The sequence below is a fragment of the Nocardia sp. CDC160 genome (genome assembly GCF_035818795.1).
Lineage (GTDB): Bacteria > Actinomycetota > Actinomycetes > Mycobacteriales > Mycobacteriaceae > Nocardia.
Map to the genome: position 1 here is coordinate 631396 of NZ_JAYKYT010000004.1, position 25118 is coordinate 656513.

General features: G+C 67.3%; 29 protein-coding genes. 12 read left to right on the forward strand and 17 right to left on the reverse strand.

Annotated features, from left to right (window positions below; genetic code table 11):
* Window positions 1–273: 273 nt before the first annotated feature.
* The 5 genes from VMT40_RS24455 to VMT40_RS24475 all read left to right on the forward strand — a co-directional run bounded on the left by VMT40_RS24455 (window position 274) and on the right by VMT40_RS24475 (window position 5713).
* Window positions 274–1014 (forward strand): IclR family transcriptional regulator, encoded by a 741-nt coding sequence (locus VMT40_RS24455; protein WP_326361045.1) that lies wholly within the window; start codon window positions 274–276, stop codon window positions 1012–1014.
* A gap of 170 nt (window positions 1015–1184) precedes the next feature.
* Window positions 1185–2264, forward strand: a complete 1080-nt coding sequence (locus tag VMT40_RS24460) for an ABC transporter substrate-binding protein (protein ID WP_326361046.1) — start codon at window positions 1185–1187, stop codon at window positions 2262–2264.
* Window positions 2261–3094 (forward strand): ABC transporter ATP-binding protein, encoded by an 834-nt coding sequence (locus VMT40_RS24465; RefSeq protein WP_326361048.1) that lies wholly within the window; start codon window positions 2261–2263, stop codon window positions 3092–3094. Before VMT40_RS24460 ends, VMT40_RS24465 begins: the two co-directional genes overlap by 4 nt.
* A gap of 433 nt (window positions 3095–3527) precedes the next feature.
* Window positions 3528–4328, forward strand: a complete 801-nt coding sequence (locus VMT40_RS24470; RefSeq protein WP_442790055.1) for an ABC transporter permease — start codon at window positions 3528–3530, stop codon at window positions 4326–4328.
* A gap of 38 nt (window positions 4329–4366) precedes the next feature.
* Window positions 4367–5713, forward strand: a complete 1347-nt coding sequence (locus VMT40_RS24475) for an LLM class flavin-dependent oxidoreductase (protein WP_326361049.1) — start codon at window positions 4367–4369, stop codon at window positions 5711–5713.
* 61 nt (window positions 5714–5774) lie between these two features.
* Here VMT40_RS24475 and VMT40_RS24480 read toward each other — a convergent pair whose 3' ends face one another.
* Together VMT40_RS24480 and VMT40_RS24485 are read right to left on the reverse strand one after the other, a co-directional pair.
* Window positions 5775–7025, reverse strand: a complete 1251-nt coding sequence (locus VMT40_RS24480) for an SPFH domain-containing protein (RefSeq protein WP_326361051.1) — start codon at window positions 7023–7025, stop codon at window positions 5775–5777.
* Window positions 7025–7456 carry an NfeD family protein gene (locus tag VMT40_RS24485; protein ID WP_326361052.1) on the reverse strand — a complete coding sequence of 144 codons (432 nt, stop codon included), beginning with the start codon at window positions 7454–7456 and terminating at the stop codon, window positions 7025–7027. The genes VMT40_RS24480 and VMT40_RS24485 overlap by 1 nt, the downstream gene beginning before the upstream one ends.
* 190 nt (window positions 7457–7646) lie before the next feature.
* Between VMT40_RS24485 and VMT40_RS24490 the strand changes: the two genes are divergently transcribed.
* Genes VMT40_RS24490 through VMT40_RS24500 form a run of 3 tightly spaced genes read left to right on the forward strand, consistent with a single transcriptional unit; the run spans window position 7647 to window position 9754 of the window.
* Complete coding sequence (locus VMT40_RS24490) at window positions 7647–8471, forward strand: DUF3097 domain-containing protein (RefSeq protein WP_326361053.1); 825 nt, start codon at window positions 7647–7649, stop codon at window positions 8469–8471.
* A gap of 22 nt (window positions 8472–8493) precedes the next feature.
* The gene (locus VMT40_RS24495; protein WP_326361054.1) at window positions 8494–9306 is read left to right on the forward strand and encodes a hypothetical protein; all 813 of its coding nucleotides are present in this window, start codon (window positions 8494–8496) and stop codon (window positions 9304–9306) included.
* Window positions 9307–9361: 55 nt separating this feature from the next.
* Entirely contained in the window at window positions 9362–9754 is a 393-nt protein-coding gene (locus tag VMT40_RS24500; RefSeq protein WP_326361055.1) for a VOC family protein, read from the forward strand.
* 55 nt (window positions 9755–9809) lie between these two features.
* Here the strand turns inward: VMT40_RS24500 and VMT40_RS24505 are convergent, their stop codons facing one another.
* Entirely contained in the window at window positions 9810–10520 is a 711-nt protein-coding gene (locus VMT40_RS24505) for a helix-turn-helix transcriptional regulator (protein WP_326361056.1), read from the reverse strand.
* A gap of 92 nt (window positions 10521–10612) precedes the next feature.
* The gene (locus VMT40_RS24510) at window positions 10613–11128 is read right to left on the reverse strand and encodes a pyridoxamine 5'-phosphate oxidase family protein (protein WP_326361057.1); all 516 of its coding nucleotides are present in this window, start codon (window positions 11126–11128) and stop codon (window positions 10613–10615) included.
* 73 nt (window positions 11129–11201) lie between these two features.
* Here VMT40_RS24510 and VMT40_RS24515 point away from each other — a divergent pair, with 73 nt between their 5' ends.
* The gene (locus VMT40_RS24515; protein WP_326361059.1) at window positions 11202–11948 is read left to right on the forward strand and encodes a S1 family peptidase; all 747 of its coding nucleotides are present in this window, start codon (window positions 11202–11204) and stop codon (window positions 11946–11948) included.
* Window positions 11949–11952: 4 nt separating this feature from the next.
* Here the strand turns inward: VMT40_RS24515 and VMT40_RS24520 are convergent, their stop codons facing one another.
* Together VMT40_RS24520 and VMT40_RS24525 are read right to left on the reverse strand one after the other, a co-directional pair.
* The gene (locus VMT40_RS24520) at window positions 11953–13497 is read right to left on the reverse strand and encodes an FAD-binding oxidoreductase (RefSeq protein WP_326361060.1); all 1545 of its coding nucleotides are present in this window, start codon (window positions 13495–13497) and stop codon (window positions 11953–11955) included.
* 106 nt (window positions 13498–13603) lie between these two features.
* Window positions 13604–14200 carry a TetR/AcrR family transcriptional regulator gene (locus VMT40_RS24525; RefSeq protein WP_326361061.1) on the reverse strand — a complete coding sequence of 199 codons (597 nt, stop codon included), beginning with the start codon at window positions 14198–14200 and terminating at the stop codon, window positions 13604–13606.
* A 75-nt stretch (window positions 14201–14275) separates the two neighbouring features.
* Between VMT40_RS24525 and VMT40_RS24530 the strand changes: the two genes are divergently transcribed.
* The gene (locus VMT40_RS24530) at window positions 14276–15418 is read left to right on the forward strand and encodes an acyl-CoA dehydrogenase family protein (RefSeq protein WP_326361062.1); all 1143 of its coding nucleotides are present in this window, start codon (window positions 14276–14278) and stop codon (window positions 15416–15418) included.
* 64 nt (window positions 15419–15482) lie between these two features.
* On the opposite strand, the gene VMT40_RS24535 is transcribed toward VMT40_RS24530, so the two are convergent.
* A complete protein-coding gene (locus VMT40_RS24535; protein ID WP_326361063.1) occupies window positions 15483–15803 on the reverse strand; it encodes a hypothetical protein in 321 nt (106 codons plus the stop codon).
* 237 nt (window positions 15804–16040) lie between these two features.
* On the opposite strand from VMT40_RS24535, the gene VMT40_RS24540 reads away from it, so the two are divergent.
* The gene (locus VMT40_RS24540; protein ID WP_326361065.1) at window positions 16041–16235 is read left to right on the forward strand and encodes a hypothetical protein; all 195 of its coding nucleotides are present in this window, start codon (window positions 16041–16043) and stop codon (window positions 16233–16235) included.
* Here the strand turns inward: VMT40_RS24540 and VMT40_RS24545 are convergent.
* The 4 genes from VMT40_RS24545 to msrB form a co-directional block, all read right to left on the reverse strand.
* A complete protein-coding gene (locus VMT40_RS24545) occupies window positions 16224–16850 on the reverse strand; it encodes a class I SAM-dependent DNA methyltransferase (RefSeq protein ID WP_326361066.1) in 627 nt (208 codons plus the stop codon). The genes VMT40_RS24540 and VMT40_RS24545 overlap by 12 nt on opposite strands.
* 15 nt (window positions 16851–16865) lie before the next feature.
* Window positions 16866–18083 (reverse strand): FAD-dependent monooxygenase, encoded by a 1218-nt coding sequence (locus tag VMT40_RS24550; RefSeq protein WP_326361067.1) that lies wholly within the window; start codon window positions 18081–18083, stop codon window positions 16866–16868.
* Window positions 18084–18223: 140 nt separating this feature from the next.
* A complete protein-coding gene (gene msrA, locus VMT40_RS24555) occupies window positions 18224–18736 on the reverse strand; it encodes a peptide-methionine (S)-S-oxide reductase MsrA (protein ID WP_326361069.1) in 513 nt (170 codons plus the stop codon).
* Window positions 18733–19188 (reverse strand): peptide-methionine (R)-S-oxide reductase MsrB, encoded by a 456-nt coding sequence (msrB, locus tag VMT40_RS24560; RefSeq protein WP_326361070.1) that lies wholly within the window; start codon window positions 19186–19188, stop codon window positions 18733–18735. Before msrB ends, msrA begins: the two co-directional genes overlap by 4 nt.
* Window positions 19189–19333: 145 nt before the next feature.
* Between msrB and VMT40_RS24565 the strand changes: the two genes are divergently transcribed.
* Window positions 19334–20026 (forward strand): hypothetical protein, encoded by a 693-nt coding sequence (locus tag VMT40_RS24565; protein ID WP_326361072.1) that lies wholly within the window; start codon window positions 19334–19336, stop codon window positions 20024–20026.
* A 21-nt stretch (window positions 20027–20047) separates the two neighbouring features.
* Here the strand turns inward: VMT40_RS24565 and VMT40_RS24570 are convergent, their stop codons facing one another.
* Genes VMT40_RS24570 through VMT40_RS24595 form a run of 6 tightly spaced genes read right to left on the reverse strand, consistent with a single transcriptional unit; the run spans window position 20048 to window position 25102 of the window.
* Entirely contained in the window at window positions 20048–20281 is a 234-nt protein-coding gene (locus VMT40_RS24570) for a hypothetical protein (RefSeq protein WP_326361073.1), read from the reverse strand.
* Window positions 20282–20291: 10 nt separating this feature from the next.
* Window positions 20292–21392 (reverse strand): ferrochelatase, encoded by a 1101-nt coding sequence (locus tag VMT40_RS24575; RefSeq protein ID WP_326361743.1) that lies wholly within the window; start codon window positions 21390–21392, stop codon window positions 20292–20294.
* A gap of 50 nt (window positions 21393–21442) precedes the next feature.
* Window positions 21443–22279 carry an NADH-dependent enoyl-ACP reductase InhA gene (inhA, locus tag VMT40_RS24580; protein WP_326361074.1) on the reverse strand — a complete coding sequence of 279 codons (837 nt, stop codon included), beginning with the start codon at window positions 22277–22279 and terminating at the stop codon, window positions 21443–21445.
* 57 nt (window positions 22280–22336) lie between these two features.
* Window positions 22337–23056 carry a 3-oxoacyl-ACP reductase FabG1 gene (gene fabG1 / locus VMT40_RS24585; protein WP_157387900.1) on the reverse strand — a complete coding sequence of 240 codons (720 nt, stop codon included), beginning with the start codon at window positions 23054–23056 and terminating at the stop codon, window positions 22337–22339.
* A gap of 49 nt (window positions 23057–23105) precedes the next feature.
* Window positions 23106–24116, reverse strand: a complete 1011-nt coding sequence (locus VMT40_RS24590; RefSeq protein ID WP_326361075.1) for a VWA domain-containing protein — start codon at window positions 24114–24116, stop codon at window positions 23106–23108.
* 11 nt (window positions 24117–24127) lie between these two features.
* A complete protein-coding gene (locus VMT40_RS24595; RefSeq protein ID WP_326361076.1) occupies window positions 24128–25102 on the reverse strand; it encodes a DUF58 domain-containing protein in 975 nt (324 codons plus the stop codon).
* Window positions 25103–25118: the final 16 nt, after the last annotated feature.

Here is a 25118-nt window from a genome sequence, read left to right on the forward strand (position 1 = left end):
ATCACGCCGAATCACGTCCCAATCACGGACGGTTGACAAAACGGTATCTACCGCACTCGAAGAGTTTGCGCAGATAGCGCCGGAGTGTCGCCGAATAACATTTCTGGAATTTACGCCCGAATTTGTGACGGACGTCACGGAGAAATGGTGACGCCAATCGCGTAATACAAACCCAAGACAAAACGATCCCCACCGAAAATCGCGGTCCGACCGGCCCGAATCGCGCTGCGCGCAACCGTTGCCGCAGGTCAAAGCCCTAGGAATAGTGCGTCCATGGCCGAAGAACCACGTTCCGGAGCACGCGCGGTCGACCGCGCGGTAGCGGTGCTCAATTGCTTCCACGGCGACGATCCCGAGCTCTCGCTCAGCGATCTCGCCCAGCTGGCCGGATTGCCCGTCAGCACCACGCACCGGCTCGCCCAGGCCCTGGTCCGCGGCGGCCTGCTCGAGCAGGATCCGGGGACCGACCGCTACCGGGTCGGGCACGGCCTGGCGACCCTGGCCCGGCCCGCGCTCACCCGCCTGGGCCTGGACTCGGTGGCACCGCATCTCTACGCGCTGGCCGCGGGCATTCGGATCACGGTCAGCGTGAGCGTGCTCGAGGACCACGACGCGGTGACCGTGTTCCAGGCGCGACCACCGGTCTCGTTCTGCCATCACCAGGTGCCCCGAACCCGCCAGTCGCTGCGGACCAGCGCCACCGGGCACGCGCTGCTGGCCTACTCCCCCGCCCGCGCGGCCGCCGACCTCGATCTGGACCGGGTGCGCCGCACCGGGTTCGCCTCGGAGCTCATCGAGACCGAGGACCCGATCCGCGCCCTGGCCGTGCCGATCGTCGGACCCGGCAGGCAGGTGCACGGCGCGCTGGCGGTGCAGGCCCGCTCGGCGCGGCTGGACAGCGAGCTCATTCGCGCGGTCGTGCCCGCCATGCGCATTGCCGCCGGACGCATCGCGCCGCTGCTCCAAACCGGCGGCGGCCCAGCGCTTTCCACGGCCGAATTGCGCTCACGCTGATTTCCACATCGTGAAATGGCGATTGCCGCGCCCTCGCGGCCGTCGCAGCATGTGACCACTCCCGAATCCCCTCGGCTCCCAGTCCCCGCGAAGGAATCCCATGATGCTCTGTTGTCGCCTCGCTCTCGAATCACCCCGTGCGACAGACACATTCACCGAAAGAGCCCCCCATGGCATTCCCTCTCCACCGCCCCCGGGTGCGGCGCGCCCTGGCCGCCGCGTTCGCCGTCACCAGCGCGGTCGTGGTCCTGACGGGCTGCGCCAAGACCGACGCGGGCACCACCGCCGACGGTAGGACCGTCGTCCGCTACCAGGGCAGCACCGGCCAGGTGTCCGCCTTCGAATTGGCCGAGAACCTCGGGTACTTCAAGAAGATCGGCCTGCGTTGGGAGGGCGATACCACCAGCGGCCCGGCCAATATTCAGGCCGCCGCCACCAAGCAGGTCGAATTCGGCAGCGCCTTCAATGGCGCGGTCATCAAGCTCGTCGCGGGCGGCGCGCCCGTCACCGCGGTGCTCAGCTCCTACGGTGCCGATGAGCAGAGCTTCACCGGATATTTCGTACGCGACGATTCCGGCATCGTCTCCGCGCGCGATCTCATCGGCAAGAAGGTGGGCGTCAATACCCTCGGCGCGCACCACGAATTCATCACCCGGCAGTGGCTGCACGATCAGGGGCTCAGCGACGCCGAGATCAAGCAGGTGCAGTTGGTGGTGCTGCCGCCCGCCACTACCGAGGACGCGCTGCGCAACGGGCAGATCGATGTGGCGGCCCTGCAGGGTGTCTTCCGCGACACCGCGGTGGGGCGCGGCGGTGTGCATCCGCTCTACACCGACAAGGATCTGTTCGGGCAATTCGATTACGGCACTTATGTTTTCCGCAACGACTATCTGAAATCCCACGCCGACGCGGTGGCCGACTTCGTGCAGGGCACCGCCCGGGCCACCCGCTGGCTGCAGGTGACCCCGCGCGACGAGGTGGTGGCCAAGTTCGCCGACATCATTCAGAAGCGCGGCCGCAACGAGAACACCTCGCTACTGCAGTACTACAAGAGCTCGGGCATCCCGGTGCCCGGCGGTGTGGTCGCCGAGAAGGAACTCCAGATCTGGATCGACTGGCTGGTCCGCAATGGCGAACTGCCCGCGGGCAAGCTCGCGGCCAAGGACCTCTACACCAACAAGGACAACCCCTACGCCAATGGCACCTACCCCGCCACCAGCGGGCCGAGCGGTGAGGCGATCGCGAAATGAGCACGGACACCGTCAAACTCGCGCTTGCCGGGGTGCGCAAGGAATTCCCGGTGCGGGGTGAGCGCGAGGCCTTCACCGCACTGTCGGATATCACCGTCGAGGTGCGGGACGGGGAATTCCTCGTGCTGGTCGGGCCCAGCGGATCGGGCAAATCCACGCTGCTGGATCTGTTGGGCGGACTCGGGAAACCCACCGCGGGGCAGATCCTCCTCGATGGCGCGCCCGTCAGCGGGCCGGGGCTGGATCGCGGGATCGTATTCCAGCAGTACGCGCTGCTGCCGTGGCGCACGGCCCGCGCCAATATCGAATTCGGCTTGGAGGCCAAAGGAATTCGGCGACGCGAGCGCCGAAAGGTCGCCGAGCATTACTTGGAACTCGTCGGGCTGGCCGGATTCGGGGACCGGTATCCGCACGAGTTGTCCGGCGGCATGAAGCAGCGCGTGGCCATAGCCCGCAGCCTCGCCTTCGACCCCGAGGTGCTGCTCATGGACGAGCCCTTCGCGGCCCTGGACGCGCAGACGCGAGAGTCATTGCAGGACGAGCTGTTACGAATCTGGCAGGCCACCGGCAAGACCGTGCTGTTCATCACCCACGGCATCGACGAGGCGGTCTACCTGGGCCAACGCGTCGCGGTGCTGACATCTCGGCCGGGCCGAATCAAGGCCGTGGTCGATATCGACCTCGATCGCGACGGGAACGGCGATATCCGCTCCAGCGAGCGATTCCGCGAACTGCGCCACGAGGTCTGGTCGCTACTGCACGACGAGGTCGCCCGAGCCCAGGACCTGGAACAGGCCGACCTCGCCGACAGGAGGAACTCCCATGTCTAGCGCACTGCGACTCACCGAAGCCCCCGCCGCCCCGCCGTCCCGGACCGCCGGGGTCACCGCGGCAACCGAGACCACGCCAGCCTCCGGCACCCCGGCCACGAGCGACATAGCGACCGCCGGTGGCACTGCGAGCGTCACCGACATCGCGCGAACCACCGAAATCGCGCCCACCACCGACACCGCGCGAACCAGTGAGAGCGCGTCAACCGCCGAGATCACGTCGGCAACCGAGACCACGACAGCCTTCGGCACCCCGACCACGAGCGACACAGCGGTCGCCGGTGGCACCGCGAGCGTCACCGACAGCGCGCGAAGCACTGAGACCGTGTCAACCACCGAGACCACGTCGGCCACCGAGACCACGTCGGCCGCCGATATCCCGACGAAGGCCGTGGCAGCGACATCCGAGAGTGCGAGGGCGGCCGAGCAACCCATCGCATCTCGCCGTGGAGGTCTGGGGGTCCTCGTACTCGCGCTGGGCAGGCTCGCCTGGCGAATCGGCAAGCCCACCATTGTGATCGGGTTGTTCCTCGCCCTCTGGGAGGCCGCGCCACGGCTGAGGCTGGTGGATGAGGTCTTCCTGCCGCCGTTCTCGACGGTCGTGCAGGCCGGGCTGGAACTCGTTCGCAATGGCCAGATGTGGGACAACGTCTCCACCAGCGTGACCCGTTCGCTGATCGGGTTCGGCATCGCGCTGATCGCCGCGATTCCGGTGGGTGTGGCCATTGCCTGGTATCGGCCGATCGCGGAGTTCCTCAGTCCGGTGCTGGAGCTGTTCCGCAATACCGCCGCGCTCGCGCTGTTGCCGGTGTTCATTCTGATCCTCGGCATCGGCGAGACCTCCAAGATCGCGCTGGTGGTGTACGCCGGGTTCTTTCCGATTCTGCTCAATACCATCAGCGGGGTGCGGACCGTCGATCCGCTGCTGATCAAATCGGCGGTGTCGCTGGGCTTCTCACCGCTGCGGCTGTTCCAGAAGGTGATCCTGCCCGCCGCCGTGCCCTCGATTTTCACCGGCATTCGAATGGCGGCCTCCGGGTCGATTCTGGTGCTCATTGCCGCCGAGATGTTCGGGGCCCGGGCCGGACTCGGCTATCTGATCACCGCCGCGCAGCAGAACTTCCAGATTCCGGACATGTACGCCGGGATCGTGGCCATCGCGCTGGTCGGGCTCGCCTACAACGGCGTCCTCGTCGCCATCGAGCGGCGGCTGTCCCGCTGGCGCGCGCACTGACCTCGCTCGAACCGCACTCTTCGAAGGAATTTCTCTCCATGTCCAACGCACGCAAGACCTTTCACCTCAACGCCTTTCTCATGGGCGTCGGCCACCACGAGGCCGCCTGGCGGCATCCGCGCACCGAAGAACACCGGGTGCTCGATGTGAAGCACTTCCAGGAACTGGGCCGCATCGCCGAACGCGGCAAGCTGGATTCGGTGTTCTTCGCCGATGGGCTGGCGGTGGGCCCGCGCATCAAGCGAAATGCGCTCGCGGTGTTCGAGCCGGTCACCCTGCTGGCGGCCATCGCCACGGCCACCGAGCATGTCGGGCTGATCGCGACCGCCTCCACCAGCTACAACGAACCCTTCAATCTGGCACGCAAATTCGCCTCCCTCGACCACATCAGCGGCGGCCGGGCGGGCTGGAACATCGTCACCTCCGGCAGCGAGGAGGAGGCGTTCAACTTCGGCTTCGACGCCATCCCCGAACACGCGCGCCGCTACGAGCGGGCCGAGGAGTTCGTGGACCTGGCCGTCCAGCTGTGGGACAGCTGGGAATCCGATGCCATCGTGCTCGATCCGGAGACCGGCATCTTCGCCGACCCGGACAAGGTGCACACCCTGGACTACCGCGGTGAGCGGTTCCGTGTCCGCGGACCCCTGAATTCCCCGCGCAGCCCGCAGGGTCGGCCGCTGCTGGTGCAGGCCGGATCCTCGGAGAGCGGAAAGGAATTCGCGGCCCGCCGCGCCGAGGCGGTGTTCACCGCGCAGCGCACCCTCGAGGAAGGCCAGGCGTTCTACCGCGATCTCAAGGCGCGCCTGCCCAAGTACGGCCGCTCGGCCGACGATCTCAAGGTGCTGCCCGGCCTGGTGCCGTTCATCGCCGACACCGAGGCGCAGGCCCGCGCCCTGGAACAGGAGTTCACCGACCTCATCTCCCCCGATTACGCACTGCGGCAACTGTCCTCGCTGCTCGGCGTCGACCTCACCGAGCACGCCTTGGACGCCCCGCTGCCGCCGCTGCCCTCCGAGAGCGAAATCGAGGGCGGCAAGAGCCGATTCACCCTCGTCAAGGAGCTCGCCGAGAAGGAGCGGCTGACCGTGCGCCAGCTCATCGGCAAGCTCGGCGGCGGCCGCGGCCACCGCACCTTCGCGGGCACACCCGAGCAGATCGCCGACGAACTGCAGAGCTGGTTCGACGGCGGCGCGGCCGACGGCTTCAACATCATGCCGCCCTACCTGCCCGGCGGGCTCGAGGACTTCGTCGACCGCGTCGTCCCAATTCTCCAGGAGCGCGGCCTGTTCCGCACCGATTACACCGCCACCACCCTGCGCGGCCACTACGGCCTCGCACCGGTGGAAAGCCAATTCGCCCCCGCCCGCACCCGGGCGACCGCCTGACCGACACGACACGAGGCCCTCTCGACAGGATCGAGAGGGCCTCGCGCAGTTCATGATTCGATCAGTTCCCCAGCGGCCGGGGCGGCGGCGGGTTCTGCCAACCCTGGTTCGGCGGCTCCGGCCGGTACTGCGGGCGACCCGGCTGCTGCTGCTCCGGGCGCTGCCGCTGTTCCAGGTGCGGGGGCCGCGTCGGGGTCGTCGGGATGGCCGCGGGCGGCTCGACCGGGGTGCGCGCATCGGCCTCGGCGGCGCGGACCGCGCGCTGGGTGGCCGGGTCGGTGGCGGTGTCGAACCAGGCGGCCACCTCGTCCGAATCATCCTCGGGCGCTTCGGCGGGCGCGCCGTCCTCGGACGGCTCGTATCGGAACACGCCGTCCTCGCCCTGCTTGGCGAACCCGCGAGCGAAACCTTCCAGGGCCTTGCCGAAATCGCTGGGCACCAGCCACACCTTGTTGGCGTCGCCCTTGGCCACCTGCGGCAGGGTCTGCATGTATTGGTAGGCCAGCAGTTCCGGGGTCGGCTTGCCGTTCTTGATGGCGGCGAAGACCTTTTCGATCGCCTTCGCCTGACCCTGCGCCTGCAGGTACGCGGCGGCGCGTTCACCCTGGGCCCGCAGAATCCGGGACTGTCGTTCACCCTCGGCGGCCAGGATCGAGGACTGCTTGCCGCCCTCGGCCGCGAGGATCTGCGCCTGCTTCTGACCCTCGGCGGTCTTGATGGAGGCCTCGCGCTGACCCTCCGCGGTGAGGATCATGGCCCGCTTCTCACGGTCGGCCTTCATCTGCTTTTCCATCGACTCCTGAATCGACGGCGGCGGATCGATGGCCTTGAGCTCGACCCGCGAGACCCGCAGACCCCAGCGGCCGGTGGCCTCGTCGAGGACCCCGCGCAGCTGAGAGTTGATCTGGTCGCGGGAGGTCAGCGTCTCCTCGAGGGTCATGCCGCCGACCACATTGCGCAGCGTGGTGATCGTCAACTGCTCCACGGCCGCAATGTAATTGGAGATCTCGTAGACCGCGGCCTGTGGACTGGTGACCTGGAAATACACCACCGAGTCGATCTGCACGGTCAGGTTGTCCTGGGTGATCACCGGCTGCGGCGGGAAGGACACCACCCGCTCGCGCAGATCCACCTTGGCGCGCACCCGGTCGGCGAACGGGACCAGGAAGGTCAGCTGCCCCGACACCGTGCGCGAGTAGCGGCCCAGTCGCTCGATCACCGCGGCCTCGGCCTGCGGCACCAGGGCCACCGACTTGAAGACCACCACCACGACCAACAGCACCAAGACAATGGCGACTATCAGTACAGCCATCACGGCCCTTTCATGACGACGGCGTGCGCGCCGTCGATCCTCATGATGAAGACGGTCGAACCGACGGGGTATGTCTCCGACGCGTCATAGGGACGCGCACTCCATACCTCGCCGCCCAGCTTCACGCGGCCGCCGTGCTCGTCGACCTGTTCGAGCACCTTGGCGGTCCTGCCGGGCAGCGCGTCGACCCCGGTCTGATGCGGGGGCGGAGTCGCGTAGCGCCGCAACAGGAATGGACGTACCCCCACCAGGAGCGCGATCGAGACTCCACCGAACACCACGGCGTCCACGACCACCGAGGAACCGGTCGCCGCACTCACGCCCGCCGTGACGAGTGCGGCGACGCCCAGCATGATCAGCACGAGACTGCCCGTGAGCATCTCGGCCGCCGCGAGCAGAATGCCCGCGACCAGCCAAACTATTGCGGCCACAGCATCAACAGTAGTCGCTGCGCGGCTCGTCCACCCGATATCCGGCGCGGACCAAGGTCATCGAATCCAACCGTCCACCCTGTCGTGACCACCGACCGAGGGCTCTTGTCGCGGTGACTTCCGCCGCAAACTCCGCCGTCCGCCGCGTCGCGCCGCCGGATTCCGGTGCGGCGGCGGTACCTTCGGTCGGGTGAGCGGGCGTGACAGTTACGGCGATATCTTTTCCGGCCATTCGAGGACTCGCAAAAGGGACATACCGCGCGTCGTCGCCGAGCGCGACCTGGTTGCCGAGGACGCGGCCACCGGATTCTGCGGTGCCGTAGTGGGATTCGACCGCAGCTACGACGGGGAGTTCGTCAAACTCGAGGATCGTCAGGGGCGGGTGCGGCTGTTCGCCTTGCGGGAGGCCGCGTTTCTGATCGACGGGCAGCCGGTGACGCTGGTGAAGCCGACGGCGGTCGCGCCCAAGCAGGAGACACGGTCGGCGTCGGGTTCCACCCGGGTCGAGGGGTTGAAGGCACGGGTCGCGCGGGCCAGCCGCATCTGGGTGGAGGGTGTGCACGACGCGGCGCTGGTCGAACGGGTGTGGGGGCACGACCTTCGAGTCGAGGGTGTGGTCGTCGAGCAACTCGAGGGCTTGGATCATCTCGGGGCCAAACTCGCGGAGTTCCAACCCGGACCCACCCGTCGGGTCGGCGTGCTCGTCGATCACCTGGTCACCGGCTCCAAGGAGACCGGGCTCACCCAGGGACTCGGGGCGCATGTGCTCGTCACCGGCCATCCCTATATCGACGTGTGGCAGGCGGTTCGACCCAAGGCCGTCGGCATTGCCGCCTGGCCCGAGGTGCCACGCGGCGAGGATTGGAAAACCGGCATCTGCCAGCGGTTACGGTGGGGTACACCGCAGGACGGATGGCGAAGGGTCTACAACGCCGTGAACTCCTACAAGGATCTGGAAACCCCGCTCATCGGTGCCGTCGAACGACTGATCGATTTCGTCACCGAGCAGGAGTAGCCCTCCAGTTATCCTCGATTGCATGAGTTCTTCCCCGAGCGCGTCGCTGACGGTCTGGGCCGGGTCCTGGCTGGCTGGCAGTAGCGCCCCCGACGACGTGTTGGACGCGTTGCGCACCTGGGCTCCCCAGCAGACCGTGGCTGCCGGGGACCCGGTCACGGGTGGACACACCGGCCTGCCCTGGGCTCCCGACGGCGATCCGGACGCGGTGGCCGGTGCGGGAATCATGGTGCTGCTCAAGCTCATCCGCGAGGCCATGGACGGCCCCGAGGCGCAGGTGCGGCTGGTGCTGCCGATTCCCGGCGATGTGCGCGGTATGCCGGTCGGGACCGAATTCGCCGCCGCCGCAACCGAAGCCGGGGAAGGCCTGTTGATCGGAACGCCGGGGAGCACCGGGACCGGACTGGTGCCGTTCTGGACCGAGGACGACGCCCTGCAGTGGCGGGTCTACTCCACGCCCATCCCCCTGACCCTCGCGCCCGAAATGCCATTGGGCGAGGCCGAATACACCATGCGGGAGGCCGTGCGCGACGCCGCCGACGCCCTGGCGCAGTTGCAGACGACCCGGCTCGGGTCCGGCGGTGTCGGGCCGCGCGAGCTCGTGGAGGCCGAACTGGCCGGGCACACGCGCCACAAGTATCCGGATTCGCTGCCGCTGCGGGCGCGCCGGATTCTCGACACCGCGGACCAGGTGGCCGCGATTCTCACCGTCGCCGAGCGCGAACCGGCCTCCGCGCCGACCTCCGCCACCGCGGTCGCGGCACAGGAGGCGCTGTTGCGGCCCTTGTGGAATGCGATTCGGGCGGCGCGGCTCGCGGCCGTGCACGCGCGGTAGCGGTCTGTCCGATTTCTTCAAGACGGTCGGCGGATCGGTGCCTACGGTTCGAGGCATGGGTATTCGACTGAACGTAATCGAAATCGTGGTGGCCGATATGGCCGCCTCGCTGGCCTTCTACCGACGGTTGGGGTTGACGTTCCCCGAAGGTGCCGAGCGCGAGCCGCACGTGGACACCGATCTGGGCGGAGGCGTCAAGCTCATGCTCGATACCGAGGAGACGATTCGGTCCTTCCGGCCCGAATGGTCGGTGCCGCCGGGACCGGGTCGCATGGCCTTGGCCTGCGATTGTGGTTCACCCGCGGCAGTAGATGAGAAATTCGAGGAGTTGGTGGCGGCCGGATATCGGGCGGAGTTGAAACCGTTCGATGCCTTCTGGGGACAGCGCTATGCGACCGTGCTCGACCCGGACGGAAACAGCGTCGATCTCTCCGCAGTCCTGGAATGACGACCGGCTGATGACCGAATAGAGACGAAGGGCGGCCGCGCTTTTCGAGGCCGCCCTACCCCTCCAACAATTCCCGCGGCGACAATCCCGCCAATTCCCGAATCTCCCGCGTCAAATGCGCTTGGTCCGCATATCCCGCGACGGCGGCGACATCCGCGAGCGCCATTCCCTTGCGAGCCAAGGCCAGAGCTCGCTGCATGCGCAAAATGCGTCCCAAGGTTTTCGGACCGTACCCGAAGGCATTGAGCGACAGGCGATGCAGTCGCCGCAGTCCAACCCCCAGGGCATCGGCGGTCGCGGCCACCGAGTGTCCGGATTCGAGCGACGTCACAATGAAGCGCAGCATCGGATCGGTGGGGTCGCTGTCCGCCGCGCGCCACCTGGCCACCGCCTCGAGACCCGCCGCCGGATTCTTCGCGTGCGCGAGGACGTCCGTCGCACGACGGACATTCGCCGCCGACCAGAGCGCGTCGAGATCGACTCGCACATCGCGCAACTCCGACGCGGGGACGCCCAAGAGTCCGGGGGCGGTGCCCGGGAAGAAGCGGATTCCGCTGATTCGGTCGGCGTATCCGGTGGGCGGGCGGTAGGCGCGAGTGTCCGGCCCGGCAACCGAGAGGCGGCCATCGATCCAGAGCAGATCCATGCAGCCGTCCGGCAGCACCGGTAGGTCGCGGTCGGACACACTGTCGCGCGTCCACAGCACCGCGCCATCGATCGTCGACCGCCACGCCCGATAGCCTTGCGGCGGATGGATTTCCCTCACGTCACCTCGAAAAGCGCTGAAACACACCTCTGTTCATCAGTTCGTGCACACACGCACGGTGTGCATGTGTGCACTCGCTGCAAGATTGCAGGCTATGTCGTCGCGGGCTCTGCCGAATCGGAGACCTCGACCACCCGTTCCACCTGTCCGGGCTTCCAGATCGTCACTTCCAAACGCCCGTCCACGATTTCGACCGACGACGCACCGGTGATGTCGGCGGCATAGAAGGGTTCGAACTTGCGACCACGCAGGTCGAAGCCGGTCTCCTCGAACAGGGCGTCTGCGAAGCGGCGGTGCAGGTCCGGGTCCTGCACATCGTGCACGGTGCCGAACAGCTTCACGTCCCCATCGCTGACGTGCGTGTCCACGGTGGCGGTGTGCAGGCAGAAGCGCGGGTCGCGGGCCAGGTCCGCGAACTTCGTGGTGTTGGGCATGCCGACCAGCCATAGCTCGCCCTCGAAGACGCGGGGCTCGAGCGGGGAGATGCGCGGGAAGCTGTCCTTGCGCAGGGTGGCGAGCATGCACAGGTTGCCGGTGGCGGCGTGACGACGGGTGAAGATGGTCGAGATACGTGGTGCGGCGGCGGCGAACTCGTTCCAAGACGTCATATCCCCGACCGTACGCGCGGGGTCCGACACAATCCGAGCCTCGAACTCCCGTGGTCTCTGTTTCAATGGCCCAATGTCGTTCACTCGTCGGGTCGCGGTCCTCACCGCGGCGTTCCTCGGCTGTGCCCTCCCGGCCGCCGTCCCCGCGAACGCGGTGGTCGGCGGTACCGAAATCACGACCGCCGACTATCCGTGGCTCGTCTCGGTCGGCACCCCGCTGTTCTTTCCCCGAGCCTCCGGGCAGTTCTGCGGCGGCGCGCTCATCGCCCCCGACCAGGTGCTGACGGCCGCGCACTGTGTCGAACTCGCCCAGCTCCTGCCGCAGGCGCTGACGGTGACCTTCGACCGCAGCGACCTGGCATCCCACGACGGAACGACGGTGAGCGTCACCAACGTTCGCCTGCACCCGGACTACCGCACCGAGACGGTCGACGGTGTCGATGTGCACCACCATGACCTCGCCATCCTCACCCTCGCCAAGCCGCAGAACCGAGCGGTCGTGCAGGTCGCCGCGCCGTCGGGCAGCAGCGCCACCGTCCTCGGCTGGGGCGGGACGGCCGAGACCGACTACTTCAACACGGTCTTGCGGCGTGCCACCGTGCCGCTGGTCTCCGACGCCGACTGCGCCGCGGCCTACCCGGGCACCTTCGACGCCTCGGAGATGGTGTGCGCCGGATCCACCACCGCCGATACCGGCGAATTCGATAGTGGCGGGCCGCTGCTCGTCAACGGGAAGCTGGTCGGCATCACCTCGTGGGCGCGCGGGACGGCGGAGGCCGGGTATCCGGGGGTCTACGCTCGCCTGCCCGCGCCCTTCTGAGCGGTCACACTTTCGACGCCGACTGGTCGAAGGCGAAGACGCCGTGCGGGTCGTAGCGCTTGGCGACGTCGCGTAGTCGAGACGCGTTATCGCCGTAATAGGCGCTCGCCCAATTGGAGAGGCCGGGGTCGATGTAATTGACGCAGGCCGTGTTTCCGGTCAGGTCGCCGAGACCGTCGCGCACCTCGTTCACGGAATTGCGCGCTGCCGGAGTGGCGGCACCGACATAGATCTGGGCGGTCGCCAGTGCGCCGCGATAGGGGAATGCCGTGTCCTTCGCACCGATTCGCGACGGAGCGCCGGAGAGGCTGTCCAGGAGAATGTCCATGCCTTCGCGTCCGGTCATCAAAGCCGTCAATCGGCTCGGGTCCGAGAGCGGTTTGGTCAATACTCGCGACGAGGCGGTGAAGGATTCGCGGCCGAGCACTCCCCCGCCATTCCAATTCGGGCGGCATTGCTCCACCGAATAATTGGCGCAACCGCCGAAATACATCATCGCTGACAGGTAGTCCTTGGACAGGGAATACCGATTCGTTGGTTGGGTCTTGGTGGCCGCGACCAGTTTGTCCAGGAGAGCGTTCATGGCGCTCTCCGAGCCGACATAGCAGCCATTGATGCGGCAGGTTGGCGGGCTTCCTGCGGAAATGCCCAAGGTGGACCAGAATTCGTCCGGGGCCGAGGCGGTGAAGGTCTGCCAGCCCGCGAGCACGTCCGTCAGCGATCCGGCCGGGAATTGGACCTGGAACACGGTCAACTGAGGTGCGGCGACGGTCTTGAACGTGAACGAGGTGACAATGCCGAAGTTGCCGCCACCCCCGCCGCGCAGTGCCCAGAACAGATCCGGTTCCGAGGTCGCCGAGGCGGTGCGCAGCGTGCCGTCGGCGGTGACGACCTGCGCCGAAACCAGGTTGTCGCACGTCAACCCGTATTTTCCGGCTAGGACACCGACTCCGCCGCCGAGGGTCAGTCCGGAGATGCCGACCGTCGGGCAGGACCCGGCGGGCAGACACCGACCAGCCTGCGCCAGACCGTTGTACACGTCCATCAGCCGGGTGCCCGCGCCGATCACCGCCGTCCCGTCGGCGTTCACCTCCACACCGGTCATCCGACCCAGATCGACCACCAATCCGTTGTCGGGCGTCGAGTACCCGGCGTAACTGTGTCCCCCGCTCCGCGCCGCCACCGGGATCCTCGCGTTCGCGGCGGCCGTGATACAGGCCTGCACATCGGAGGCGTTGGCGCACTGCGCGATCGCCGCGGGTTGGCGAGTGTCGAACGCCGGGTTGAACGCCAGCTTGGCCGTCGAATATCCGGAATCGGACGGCAGATTCAAAACTCCGCCGAGTCGCTTGCGCAGCCCTTCCCAATCCACCTGTCCGGCAGGCGGTTCCGTCGTCGGCACCACACTCGTGTCCGTGGGTGGCTTTGCCGATGGCTCGGTCTGCGCAGCCCCCGGCTCGCTCGGCACACAGCCCGTCGCCGATCCCAGGGCCGCCAGCCCGACGCCGAGTCCGGCCGCCCGCAGTAGATTTCGCCGATTGATCGCCATACCGGCGTCCCTCCCCCAAGGTGGTGCCCGGCCTTCCTCCAGAGTGCCGGGCACGCACGAACCATTCAACGGTCCGTTATCGCGACCTTGAAAGCGGGCGTTTCACTCAGGCGAGCAGTCCGTCGGCGAGGCGGGCCCAATCGGCGAGAACTTGCTTGCGGCGCAGGCGGTCTCGGCCGACCATTTCGTCGAGCGTCGCGCCGCGAACGAGGTTGATGGTGAGCCAGAATGCCGACTCCAGGCGCTCGCGCGAGACCTCGATGCGGCGGCCGCAGGCGTCGAGCAGCTCGACGGTCAGATCGTGTTGCACGCGAAGCATGTTCCGGCGCAAACCGGGATCGTTGGCGATGCCGACGTACAGTTCGACGGCCGCCTTGCCCAGTTTGCCCGCGAAGGGCGCGGTCACCAGTTCGACCAGGACCTCGCCCGCCGACGACTCGCGCGGCAGCGTCCGCTCCCGCCGCTGCAAGGCCTCCCGCTGACGCAGCGTCAGATGCTCGATGGTCTGCGCGAACAGCTCCTGGCGGGTGTGGAAGTGATGCAGCTGCGCGCCGCGGGTCACCCCGGCCCGGGCCGTGATGTCGGCGATGGACGCGCTCGCGTACCCGACCTCGGCCAGGCTGTCGATGGCCGCATCCAGCAGGAGTGCGCGGGTGCGCAGGCTCTTCTCCTGATGCTTGTTCGGGGGCAGACCGGATACCACCTGGTCAGTCTAACCGTTTGCCGAAATTGCGTGCACCCTTGCACGCAATTGGGTGTCGGTCGTAATGTGACCGGCATGCCCGTCGATCGTCTGCTGCCCACGCCCGAAGCCCGCGACCTCATCGAGCTCACCCGCGATATCGCGGACAAGGTGCTCGAGCCGAATGTCGTGGAGTACGAGAAGCAGGAGCGGTATCCGGAGGAGGCGTTTCGCGCGCTCGGGGCGGCGGGGCTGTTGAGCCTGCCGTATCCGGAGGAGTTCGGCGGCGGCGCGCAGCCCTACGAGGTGTACCTGCAGGTGCTCGAGGAATTGGGCGCGCGGTGGGCGGCGGTCGCGGTGGCGGTGAGTGTGCACAGCCTGTCGTGCCATCCGCTGTTCGCCTACGGCACCGAGGAACAGAAGCAGCGGTGGCTGCCGGAGATGTTGTCCGGCAACCTCATCGGCGCGTACAGCCTGTCGGAAGCGCATGCCGGATCCGATGCGGCGGCGCTGCGCTGTCGCGCGGTGGAGGCCGAGGGCGGCTACCGGATCACCGGCACCAAGGCGTGGATCACCAACGGCGGCAAGGCCGACTACTACACCCTGTTCGCCCGCACCGGCGAAGGCTCCCGCGGCATCTCCTGCTTCCTGGTCCCCGCCGACACCGGGGGTCTATCCTTCGGCAAGCCCGAGGAGAAGATGGGCCTGCGTGCGGTACCCACCACCACGGCCGCCTACGACGCCGCCTTCCTACCTGCCGAGCGTTTGATCGGCGAGCCCGGCCAAGGTCTCCCGATCGCCTTCAGCGCCTTGGACTCCGGCCGCCTCGGCATTGCCGCCGTGGCCACCGGCATCGCGCAACGCGCTCTCGACGACGCCGTCGCCTACGCCAAGGACCGAGAGGCCTTCGGCCGCCCCATCATCGACCACCAGGGCCTCGGTTTCGTTCTCGCCGACATGGCCGCGGCCGTCGACTCCGCCCGCGCCACCTACCTCGACGCCGCCCGCCGCCGCGACGCGGGTCTCCCCTACTCCCGCCAGGCCAGCGTCGCCAAACTCGTCGCCACCGACGCCGCCATGAAGGTCACCACCGACGCCGTCCAGGTCTTCGGCGGCTACGGCTACACCCAGGACTTCCCGGTGGAGCGCTACATGCGGGAAGCCAAGATCACCCAAATCTTCGAAGGCACCAACCAGATTCAGCGCCTGGTCATCGCGCGGTCGCTCGCCAACGGCTGAGCGATCCGGTCCGGCCGACCGACCCGCGCGGCGCATGACACGCGGGTTTCTCGGCTAGGAGCGGTCACAGACTGCCGAAGGGGTTCCAGGGTGCGGGGGCCGGGGCATCGTCACGGTCGTGATGCCAGCGCCAGTCGTTGTCGCGCCACTCCCAGTGGCCGCGGTCGTGATCGCAGTCGCTCCACTGCATTCGGCCGCGGTCGTTCTGCCAGGTGTATCGGCCGTCGTGGTCGCAGTCCCCACGCCAGTCGTGGTCGTTGTCCACCACGATCAGCGGTGCGGCCAGGGCGGGCGCGGCGAAGCCGATCGGGAGGACGGCGAGCGAGCCCACGACGAGGGCCCGGGACAGTCGGTGTCGTACGATTTTGCTTTCTGAGATAGTCATGGCCATACCTCGGTTGGGCACGGCCACAAAAGCGTCCGGAAGGGGCACCCCGACCGACAACGTGGCAACCACGCGCTTGCGCTCTACTGGCGGATTCGTGACCGTGCACTGTGATCCGGAACCAGGTGGTTCGCGGAAGATCGAATGCTCGGTCCGGCTAACAGTTTAGACCCGTCGCACCCTGCGAATGAAGCGCTCGAGACCCCTATGCTGAGGTCGGACAACCGAGGAGTTCTCATGGGTCGGATCGTCTCAGCCGTAATCGGCATCGTGCTGTGCCTGGTCGGCGTGATCTGGATCGTGCAGGGCCTGGGCTCCCTGCACGGTTCGCCGATGACCGGACATTCCGAATGGAGTTGGGCCGGTGGCGTTCTCGTCGTGGTGGGTGTTGGCCTGCTGGTGTGGAGCGGCTACCGAACGCTACGACGCTGACCGGCGGGCGGCCAGAAACAGGTCGTGTTCCGGGATGGCCGCGGGGTGGGCGGGGCGGAACTCGACCACGCGTTCGCGGACGATGGTCAGGCCCGCGGCCTGGAGAAGACGGTGGTACTCGGCCAGCGGGTAGCTGCTGACCGTGACCGGCTTGCCCATGAATTCGATGTCCAGGCCCTCGATATCGGCGGGGACGGTGGCGAAGAGGAAGACGCCGTTCGGGGTGAGCCAGTCGGCGAATTTCGCCAGGGCGGCGTCGATCTCGGCGCGGGTCAACTGCAGTAGCGGAAAGAAGGCCACCACCGCGTCCCAGCTTCCGGACGGGTAGCTCAGTGTCCGCAGGTCGGCCACCTCGAAGCGGGCCGCGGGGACCTGGGCGCGGGCGATGTCGACCATTCTCGGCGAGACATCGCACCCGGTGACCCGATGTCCGGCCGCCGCCAGCATCTCGGCGGTGGGACGACCGGTGCCGCAGCCGACATCGAGAATCTGTGCCGCGGGCGGCAGTTGGGTGAGCAGCCATTCGAGTTCCTCCCGCTGTGCGGTCAGTCCCTCGAAGGCCTGCTCGTACTCCTTGCCCAGCTGGTCGAACACTTCGGCCGCCGAAAGTCCCATGGCCCCAACGGTATATCAGGCATCTACGCGCTGGTCCCAATCGATGACGAAGCGGTGGACGGGGCCGAACATCTTCTCCGGCTTGAGGAACGTGCGGGTGGCGATCGGCATGATCAGGCCGAACATTGCCTTGGCGACCGGGCCGGAGGTCTTGCCGTTGTTGGTTTTGGCGGCGTTGTCGGAGATCTCCTCCACACGCGGGCGGCGCAGGCGCTCGTAGACCGCGAAGGCCGCCTCGGGCTCGGGGATGTCGCGCAGGCAGCGAGCCAGTTCGATCGCGGACTCGATGGCCAGCGATGCACCCTGACCCGAGCTGGAGGACGGGGCATGCACTGAATCGCCGAGCAGGACGACGCGGCCGCGGAACCAGGTGGGCACGTGCGGCATCCGCTCCATGGGACCGGTAATGATCATCTCGTCCACGCTGGTCTGCGCGAACAGCCGCTCGCCGGGGGTGTCGCCGATGTGCGCGGCGCGCAGCTTGTCCAGCCAGTCCTGCGCGGGCACGGCCTTGGCCTCGGCCAGGGTCATGGGTTCGGCCTGCGGGTAGTTGCTGAAGAACACGTGCTTGCCATTGGGCTGACGCCAGTAGCCGTAGAAGGCGCGCTTGCCGAAGGCGAAATGCATGGCCTCGATATCGCCCTCGCCGCCATCGGAAAGTCTTCCGTCCGAGGTGAATTCGCCGAAGCCGAAGCTCATCAGCCCGGTGTACTCCGGCCCGGGGGCCTGCGGGTCGATGAGGGTGCGCACCGTGGAGTGGATGCCGTCCGCGCCGATCAGGATGTCACCGGACGCGGTTGTCCCGTCGGCGAACTGGGCGATCACGCCGGTATCGGTCTGCTCGATGTCGACCAGCCGCTTGCCGTATTCGAAGCTGATGCCATTGGCGACCGCGTGCTCGTGCAGGACGCGAAACAGCTCCGCGCGCAACATGGTGCAGCTCGGCGGCAGGCCGGGCAGCGCGTCGACCCGCATGAGCTGCTTGCCGGTCCCGGTCTCCATCACCATGCTGTGCAGCGGGTGCCCGGCCGATTCGACCAGCTTGTCCGCGCCGATGATCTTCAGTGCCGCAAGGCCGTTGGGCGCGACGGTCAGCATCGCTCCCGCGTCGGTGGCCGCGCTCTCGTACGCCTCGAAGACGGTCGCGTCGATACCCGCCTTCCGCAATGCGAGGGCCGCGACCGGTCCCGCGATGCCGCCCCCGATGATCAGTGCCTTCTTGATGCCGTTCATGACTATCGCCTTCCGAGAAACCCGTTCGATCGCCCTCGCGATCACTACGGCAATAGTATCCACAACACTAGTTTCTGTGCAACTAGTTTTGAGGATAAAAGAAGGCCTCACCGGGGAAACCCCGATGAGGCCCGTCGAACTTACGCCGTGGCCTGCCGCTTCGGCAGCTTCCAGCCCGGCCGCGGGAAGTGGCAGGTGTACCCGTTCGGGTAGCGCAGCAGGTAGTCCTGGTGCTCCGGCTCGGCATCCCAGAACGTGCTCGCCGGGGTCACCTCGGTGACCACCTTGCCCGGCCACAGGCCCGAGGCGTCGACGTCGGCGATGGTGTCCTCGGCGATCCGCTTCTGCTCGTCGTCCAGGTAGAAGATGGCCGAGCGGTAGCTGGTACCGATGTCATTGCCCTGCCGGTCCTTGGTGCTCGGATCGTGGATCTGGAAGAAGAACTCCAGCAGCGCACGGTAATCCGTCTGCGCCGGGTCGTATTCGATCTCCACGGCCTCCGCGTGCCCGGGGTGATTGCGGTAGGTCGGATGGTCGTTGCGACCGCCCGTGTAGCCCACCCGGGTCGAGACCACACCCGGCTGCCGCCGGATCAGATCCTGCATGCCCCAGAAACATCCACCGGCCAGAATCGCCTTCCGCGTGTCGGTCACGCTTCCTCCTTCATGAACAGAGACTTGTACTGTCCGTAACCCTCGGCCTCGAGATCGTCGAGGTGAATGAACCGCAGCGCCGCGGAATTGATGCAGTAGCGCAGCCCGCCCGCATCCTTCGGCCCGTCGGGGAAGACGTGCCCGAGATGGCTGTCACCGTGCGCCGAGCGCACCTCGGTCCGAATCATGAAGTGGCTGGTATCCCGCTTCTCGAACACATTCGACGCCTCGATCGGCTTGGTGAAACTCGGCCACCCCGATCCGCTCTCGAACTTGTCCACCGAGGCGAACAACGGCTCACCCGACACCACATCCACATAGATCCCGGGCTCGTGGTTGTCCCAGTACTCCCCCGTGAACGCCCGCTCGGTCCCGTTCTCCTGAGTGACGTAATACTGCTCAGGCGACAACGCGGCCACGGCCGCCGGATTCCGGTTGTACTCCCGTGTCACATGACCTCCTTCGTTCGGCCTCAGCTACAACCCACCCTGCCCGCTGGAAAGTCCGGCCTCAACCCCGCGTCATACTTCCGTCACCTTTGGTCGGCGGTGGCGTCGTTCAGCGGCGGAACGGCCCGGGACGGGCATACTCACCAGCGTGAGCACGCCTGGGAATGAGACCGATGACGATCCGGTGCCCGCGTGGGCGCGCAAGACCGCGGGGGAATCGCGGTGGGCGGCCACGGCGGCGATCATCGGAATACTGGTGGTGCAGTTCTTTCTGCCGCGCGAATTCGAGGCCGGGCCGCGCTGGCTGGTGCCGTCGATCGGGCTGGCGCTGCTCGTCATTCTCGCCGTCGCGAATCCGATCCGACTCGACCGCGAGGAAATCTGGCTGCGGCGGCTCAGCCTCCTGCTGATGGCGGTGCTCGGATTCGCGTTGGTGTGGTCGGTCTACCACCTGGTGCTGGGCCTGATCCACGGCACCGTCAGCGACAACGCGGCGGGCCTGCTGACCTCGGGCGGCGCGGTCTGGCTGAGCAATGTTCTCGTATTCGCCCTCTGGTACTGGGATTTCGACCGGGGCGGCCCCGCCGCCCGAGCCCACGCCCGCAAGCCCTACCCCGACTTCCTCTGGGTCCAAATGCAGAATCCGACTCTCACGGACCCCGAATGGGAGCCGCAATTCCCGGATTACCTCTACCTATCCTTCACCAACGCAACGGCCTTCAGCCCCACCGACGTCATGCCCATGTCCCGCTGGGCCAAGACGCTGATGATGGTGCAGTCGGCGGTTTCGCTCGTCACCGTCAGCCTGGTAATCGCCCGCGCGGTGAATGTCCTGAAATGACAGGCGGTTCGTGCGAAACGGTCAGCGGTTGAACCACATGTCGGCTACGACCATGACTACGGCGACTGCTACGAAAGCGGCGGCGAAGAGGAGGGATTGGCCTATGGTGCCGATGATTCCGGCTGCGAGGAAGAGGGTGAGGACGGGGGCCCAGACGAACATGTCCGGGGGGCCGAAGGTGCGGCGTTTGCGGGTGGCGGCGGGGGTGGCCGCGGGCTGACGGCGTTGTTGGGTGGCGCGTCCGGGTGTAGTCACCTGGGCGAGACTACAATTCGCTGGCGGTTGGCGCGACCGCGGGGCGGCGTGGTGGGAGGGCGCAGCAGCCTACGACGCAGGGAGCGCCATTGACGGTGCAGCCCAGGGCCGTCAGATCGCTCAGGCGAGCGGGGGCGGCGTTCGCGGTGTGTTCCTCGACGAGCTCTGCCACCATCTGGGCGAAGCGCGGGTCGGGGCCGGGGGTGGCGGCGCGGGCGAAGGCCATACCCAGTTCGGCGGCACGGTCTTTCGCCTCGTTGTCGAGATCCCAGATGACCTCGAGGTGGTCGGAGACGAAGCCGACGGGGCAGACGACGACCGAATCCACGCCCTGCTCGGCGAGGGCGTCGAGGTGGTCGACGATGTCGGGGTCCAGCCACGGGATCTGCGGCGGGCCGGAGCGAGACTGCCAGACCAGGTCGTAGTCGTCGAATCCGGTTGCGGCGGCGCACAAGCGGGCCGCCTCGGCGACCTGGCGGCTGTAGAGGTTCTCCTCGGTGGGCGGGCCGGAGGCGACATCGGCCGAGACCGGCACCGAGTGCGCGGTGAAGACCAGGCGGGCGCTCGCGCGCTTGTCCTGCGGTAGTTCCGCGACCGCCGCGCGAATCGCGTCGGCGAAGGCCGCGACGAACAGCGGATGGTCGAAATACTGGCGCAGCTTCACCAATTCGGGCGCGCCCTCGACCGCGCCACGCGCTCGCGCGATGTCCTCGTGGTACTGCAGGCAACCCGAGTACCCGCCCCACGCCGAGGTCGGGAACACCAGCGCGGAACGGATCCCGTCGGCGCGCATGCGCTCGACAGTGTCCTCGACCATCGGATGCCAGTTGCGATTGCCGAAGTACACCGGCAGATCGATACCGCGCGCGGCGAATTCGGCCTCGATGGCCTTGATGATGTCGAGATTGAGCGCATTGATGGGCGACACCCCGCCGAAGTGCAGATAGTGCTGCGCGACTTCGGCGAGACGCTCCGGCGGGATGCCCCGGCCGCGAGTGACGTTCTCCAGGAACGGCATCACGTCCTCGGGGCGCTCCGGGCCGCCGAAGGACAGCAGTAGCAGGGCGTCCACTTCCTGAGCCGTGGGCTCTGTGTCCACTTCCTGAGCCATCGGCTCCGCCGCCACTGCTCTCCTCCTTCAGAACTCGAAAACGAAACGGATCAGGCGCCGAAGCCCTGGTCCGGGAACCAGGTGTTGTGGCTCGCGCCGCCGTCGACGTAGATGATGGAACCGGTGGTGCCCGGCAGCCAATCCGACAGCAGCGTCACGATGGACTTGGCCACCACGGTCGGGTCGTCGACGTCCCAGCCGATCGGGGACGCGCCGTCCCAGTACTGGTTGAGCATGTTCAGCTGCTTGGCGTCATCGGTGGCGGTGCCCGCGATGGCCTTGGCGGCGAGGGTCTTGATCGGACCGGCCGCGATCAGGTTGGAGCGAATCTTCTTCGCCTCGCCCACCTCTCGCGCCACATACCGGTTCACCGACTCGAGCGCGGCCTTGGCCACACCCATCCAGTTGTAGTACGGCATGGCGGTGCGCGGATCGAAGTCCATGCCCACGATGGAGCCGCCCTCGTTCATGGCGGGCAGCACGGCGCGCGCCAGCGAGGCGTAGGACCAGGCCGAGATCTCGAACGCCTTGGCAGCGTCCGGGCCGGGGCCGTCGAGGAAGGCCACCGCGTCCGGACCCATCAGGGTCTTGGGGGCGAAGGCGATCGAGTGCAGCACGCCGTCGATGCCCTCGGGCGCGAGCTCACGCAGCTTCGCCGGAAGGTTGGCCAGATCCTCTTCGCTGGTCACGTCCAGGCCGATGGCCGGGGGGACCTCCTGCGGCAGACGCTTGGCGATGCGGTCGATGAGCCGCAGGCGCTCCGGAATGCCGGTGATGATCACCTTCGCGCCCTGCTCCTGCGCCTTGGCGGCGGCGTGGAAGGCGATGGACGAGTCGGTGATGATGCCGGTGATGAGGACGGTTTTGCCGTCGAGCAATCCAGCCATGGGGTGGTGGGTTCTCCTCGAGTTGAAAGTGCTGGGGAAGGACGGATTCGACCGGGCCTAGTGGCCCATGCCCATACCGCCGTCGACGGGAATGATCGCACCGGAGATGTAGGACGCGTCGTCCGACACGAGGAAGCTGATGGCCGCCGCGACATCCTCGGCCTGGCCGATGCGGCCCGCGGGGATGAACTCGAGGACGTTCTTGCGCATCTCCTCGGTCATGTCCTCGCGGGTCATGTCGGTGTCGATCAGACCGGGCGCCACCACATTCGCGGTGATGTTGCGCTTGCCGACCTCGCGGGTGATGGCGCGGGCCATACCGATCAGGCCGGACTTGGAGGCCGCGTAGCTGACCTGCGCCGGGGAGCCCATCTGGCCGACGACCGAACCGAGGAACACGATGCGGCCAAAGCGGTTCTTGAGCATATTGCGGTTGGCGCGCTGGGCGACTCGCCACGCACCGGTCAGGTTGGCGTCGATGACCTTGGAGAACGAGTCCTCGGTCATGCGCATGAGCAGCGTGTTGTCCACGATGCCCGCGTTGGCGACGACCACCTCGACCGGACCCTGATGCGCCTCCACCTCGGAGAACGCGCGATCGACCGATTCGCTATCGGTCACATCGCATTTCACGCCGAAGAGCCCCTCGGGAACGCCCGACCCGCGATGGGTCACGGCGACCTTGTGTCCGTCGGCGAGCAGGCGCTGGGCGACCGCGAGACCGATGCCGCGGTTACCGCCGGTCACCAGTACCGACCGGGATGTGATGTTCGACATAAGGGCAAACCTATCTGTTCGTGTTCGGGACTCGGCGCGCGGTACCGATTTACGGCAGACGCTGACGATAGAGCAATGCCGTGATCAAACCGGCGGCGGTCACCAGCAACCCCACCAGGACCCACGGACGGCTCGCGTCGGCGACGGTCTTCTCGTAGCCGATCTGCTCTTCCAGATGGCCGTACACATTCTTGAGTTCCTCCAGCGTGGAGGCCGTGAAGAACTCGCCGCCGGACAGTTTCGCGATCTCGCGCAGCGAGTCGTCATCGACGGGGACGCGCACGCGCTGCGAGCCCTTGCCGTCCTGATCCGGGATCTCGACGGTGCCCCAGGTGGTGCCGAACGAAATCGTCGACACCGGAACGCCTTTCTCCTTCGCCAGCCTCGCGGCGGTGAAGCCGTGGCGGGGATTCTCGACGTCCTTGTCGTCCGGAACGGTCTGCTTGCCGTCGGACATGAGCACGACCTGCGCCGGTGGCGGCTTCTCCGCGCCGCCGAGGACCGAGGCGAGGGTGTCGATGGATTGCAGCGCGGTCAGAATGCCCTCACCGGTGGCGGTGCGCTCGGCCAGCTTCATATTGTCGATGGCCGCCTTCACCGCTTCGCGGTTCGTGGTCGGCGACACCTGCACCGAGGCGGTTCCGGCGAAGGTCACCAGACCCAGGTTGATGCCCGGGGTCAGATTGTCGGCGAATTCCTTGGCGGCCTTCTTGGCCACCTGAATTCGACTGGGCGGCACGTCGGTCGCCTCCATGGACAGCGACACGTCGATCACCAGGATCACCGTGGCCCGGTTGCGCGGCACCTTCTTGGCCGCGGTCGGACCGGCGGCCGCGAAGGTCAGGAAGACCAGACCGACCAGTGTGATCGCCACCGGCACATGCCGCCACGCCCGCGGCTGCTTGGGCGCGACCTTCTCCAGCATCTCCATATTGGAGAAGCGCAACACGTGCTTGCGGCGACGCTGCTGCATGAGAATGTAGATCAGCGCCGCCAGGGCGATGATGGCCAGGAAGCCCAGCCAGGCTTCGTATTTGAAATTCGAGAGACTGAAAGTCAAGTCGCCAATAGTCACTGCCGCGGCACCCGTCCGGCATTCGGGGCGCCGAAGGTGTGGCGCCGGGTGGACACGAATCGGACCACGTCCGCGATCCAGTCGCGATCGGTGCGCAGGGTCATCACCGGCGCGCCGCAGCTGCGCAACGCACCCTCGACCTGTTCGCGATGCTGCTGCGCCGCACGCGCGAAATCGGCGCGGAGCGTGGGGGTCACACTGAATTCCCGGGTCCGGCCCGACTCCGGGTCGTGCAGGACCACATCGCCGACATCGGGCAGCTCGAGATCGCGCGGATCCAGGATCTCGACGCCGAGCAGATCGTGGCGGCCGGAAATGGCGCGCAGCGAACGCTGCCAGTCGATATCGCCGAGGAAATCGGAAATGACCACGGCCAGACCGCGTTTGCGCTGCGGGCGGCGCAGGGACTCGATGGCCCCGCGCAGATCCCCGCGCACGCCGTCGGGCGCGTGCGGGGTGGTCGCGATCTTGCGCAGCAGCGCCTGCTCGTGCACGCGGCCGCTGCGGGCCGGAATGCGGATCAGCTGCTGGCCATTGGCCACCACCGCGCCGATCCGATTGCCGCCGCCGCTGGTCAGGTGCGTGACCGCGGCCGCCGCGGCGACCACCAGATCCCGCTTCTCGCACAGCGCGGTACCGAAGTCGAGGCTGGCCGACAGGTCGATCACCAGCCAGGTCTCGAGTTCGCGGTCGGCGATCATCTGCCGCACGTGCGGGTGGGTGGTGCGGGCGGTGACCGACCAATCCATCTGCCGCACATCGTCGCCCGGCTGATACATGCGGGCATCACCGGGTTCGGAGCCCGGGCCCGGGATCAGACCCAGGTGGTCACCGTGCAGGACGCCGTCCAGGCGTCGGCGCACGGTGAGTTCGAGCGTGCGCAACGCCGCCGACAGCCGCGGGTCGGTGAGCTGCCCCTGCCGGAACGAGGGCGGGGCGTGGGTTGAGCCGCTGGGAGGTGAGATCGTCACGGGCGCAATCGATTCC

Coding starts and splice junctions, on each gene's coding strand:
- VMT40_RS24455 (WP_326361045.1), top strand. CDS start 274: ATGGCCGAAGAACCACGTTCCGGAGCACGCGCGGTCGACCGCGCGGTA.
- VMT40_RS24460 (WP_326361046.1), top strand. CDS start 1,185: ATGGCATTCCCTCTCCACCGCCCCCGGGTGCGGCGCGCCCTGGCCGCC.
- VMT40_RS24465 (WP_326361048.1), top strand. CDS start 2,261: ATGAGCACGGACACCGTCAAACTCGCGCTTGCCGGGGTGCGCAAGGAA.
- VMT40_RS24475 (WP_326361049.1), top strand. CDS start 4,367: ATGTCCAACGCACGCAAGACCTTTCACCTCAACGCCTTTCTCATGGGC.
- VMT40_RS24480 (WP_326361051.1), bottom strand. CDS start 7,025: ATGGCTGTACTGATAGTCGCCATTGTCTTGGTGCTGTTGGTCGTGGTG.
- VMT40_RS24495 (WP_326361054.1), top strand. CDS start 8,494: ATGAGTTCTTCCCCGAGCGCGTCGCTGACGGTCTGGGCCGGGTCCTGG.
- VMT40_RS24500 (WP_326361055.1), top strand. CDS start 9,362: ATGGGTATTCGACTGAACGTAATCGAAATCGTGGTGGCCGATATGGCC.
- VMT40_RS24510 (WP_326361057.1), bottom strand. CDS start 11,128: ATGACGTCTTGGAACGAGTTCGCCGCCGCCGCACCACGTATCTCGACC.
- VMT40_RS24515 (WP_326361059.1), top strand. CDS start 11,202: ATGTCGTTCACTCGTCGGGTCGCGGTCCTCACCGCGGCGTTCCTCGGC.
- VMT40_RS24520 (WP_326361060.1), bottom strand. CDS start 13,497: ATGGCGATCAATCGGCGAAATCTACTGCGGGCGGCCGGACTCGGCGTC.
- VMT40_RS24530 (WP_326361062.1), top strand. CDS start 14,276: ATGCCCGTCGATCGTCTGCTGCCCACGCCCGAAGCCCGCGACCTCATC.
- VMT40_RS24535 (WP_326361063.1), bottom strand. CDS start 15,803: ATGACTATCTCAGAAAGCAAAATCGTACGACACCGACTGTCCCGGGCC.
- VMT40_RS24540 (WP_326361065.1), top strand. CDS start 16,041: ATGGGTCGGATCGTCTCAGCCGTAATCGGCATCGTGCTGTGCCTGGTC.
- VMT40_RS24545 (WP_326361066.1), bottom strand. CDS start 16,850: ATGGGACTTTCGGCGGCCGAAGTGTTCGACCAGCTGGGCAAGGAGTAC.
- VMT40_RS24550 (WP_326361067.1), bottom strand. CDS start 18,083: ATGAACGGCATCAAGAAGGCACTGATCATCGGGGGCGGCATCGCGGGA.
- VMT40_RS24575 (WP_326361743.1), bottom strand. CDS start 21,392: ATGGCTCAGGAAGTGGACACAGAGCCCACGGCTCAGGAAGTGGACGCC.
- inhA (WP_326361074.1), bottom strand. CDS start 22,279: ATGGCTGGATTGCTCGACGGCAAAACCGTCCTCATCACCGGCATCATC.
- fabG1 (WP_157387900.1), bottom strand. CDS start 23,056: ATGTCGAACATCACATCCCGGTCGGTACTGGTGACCGGCGGTAACCGC.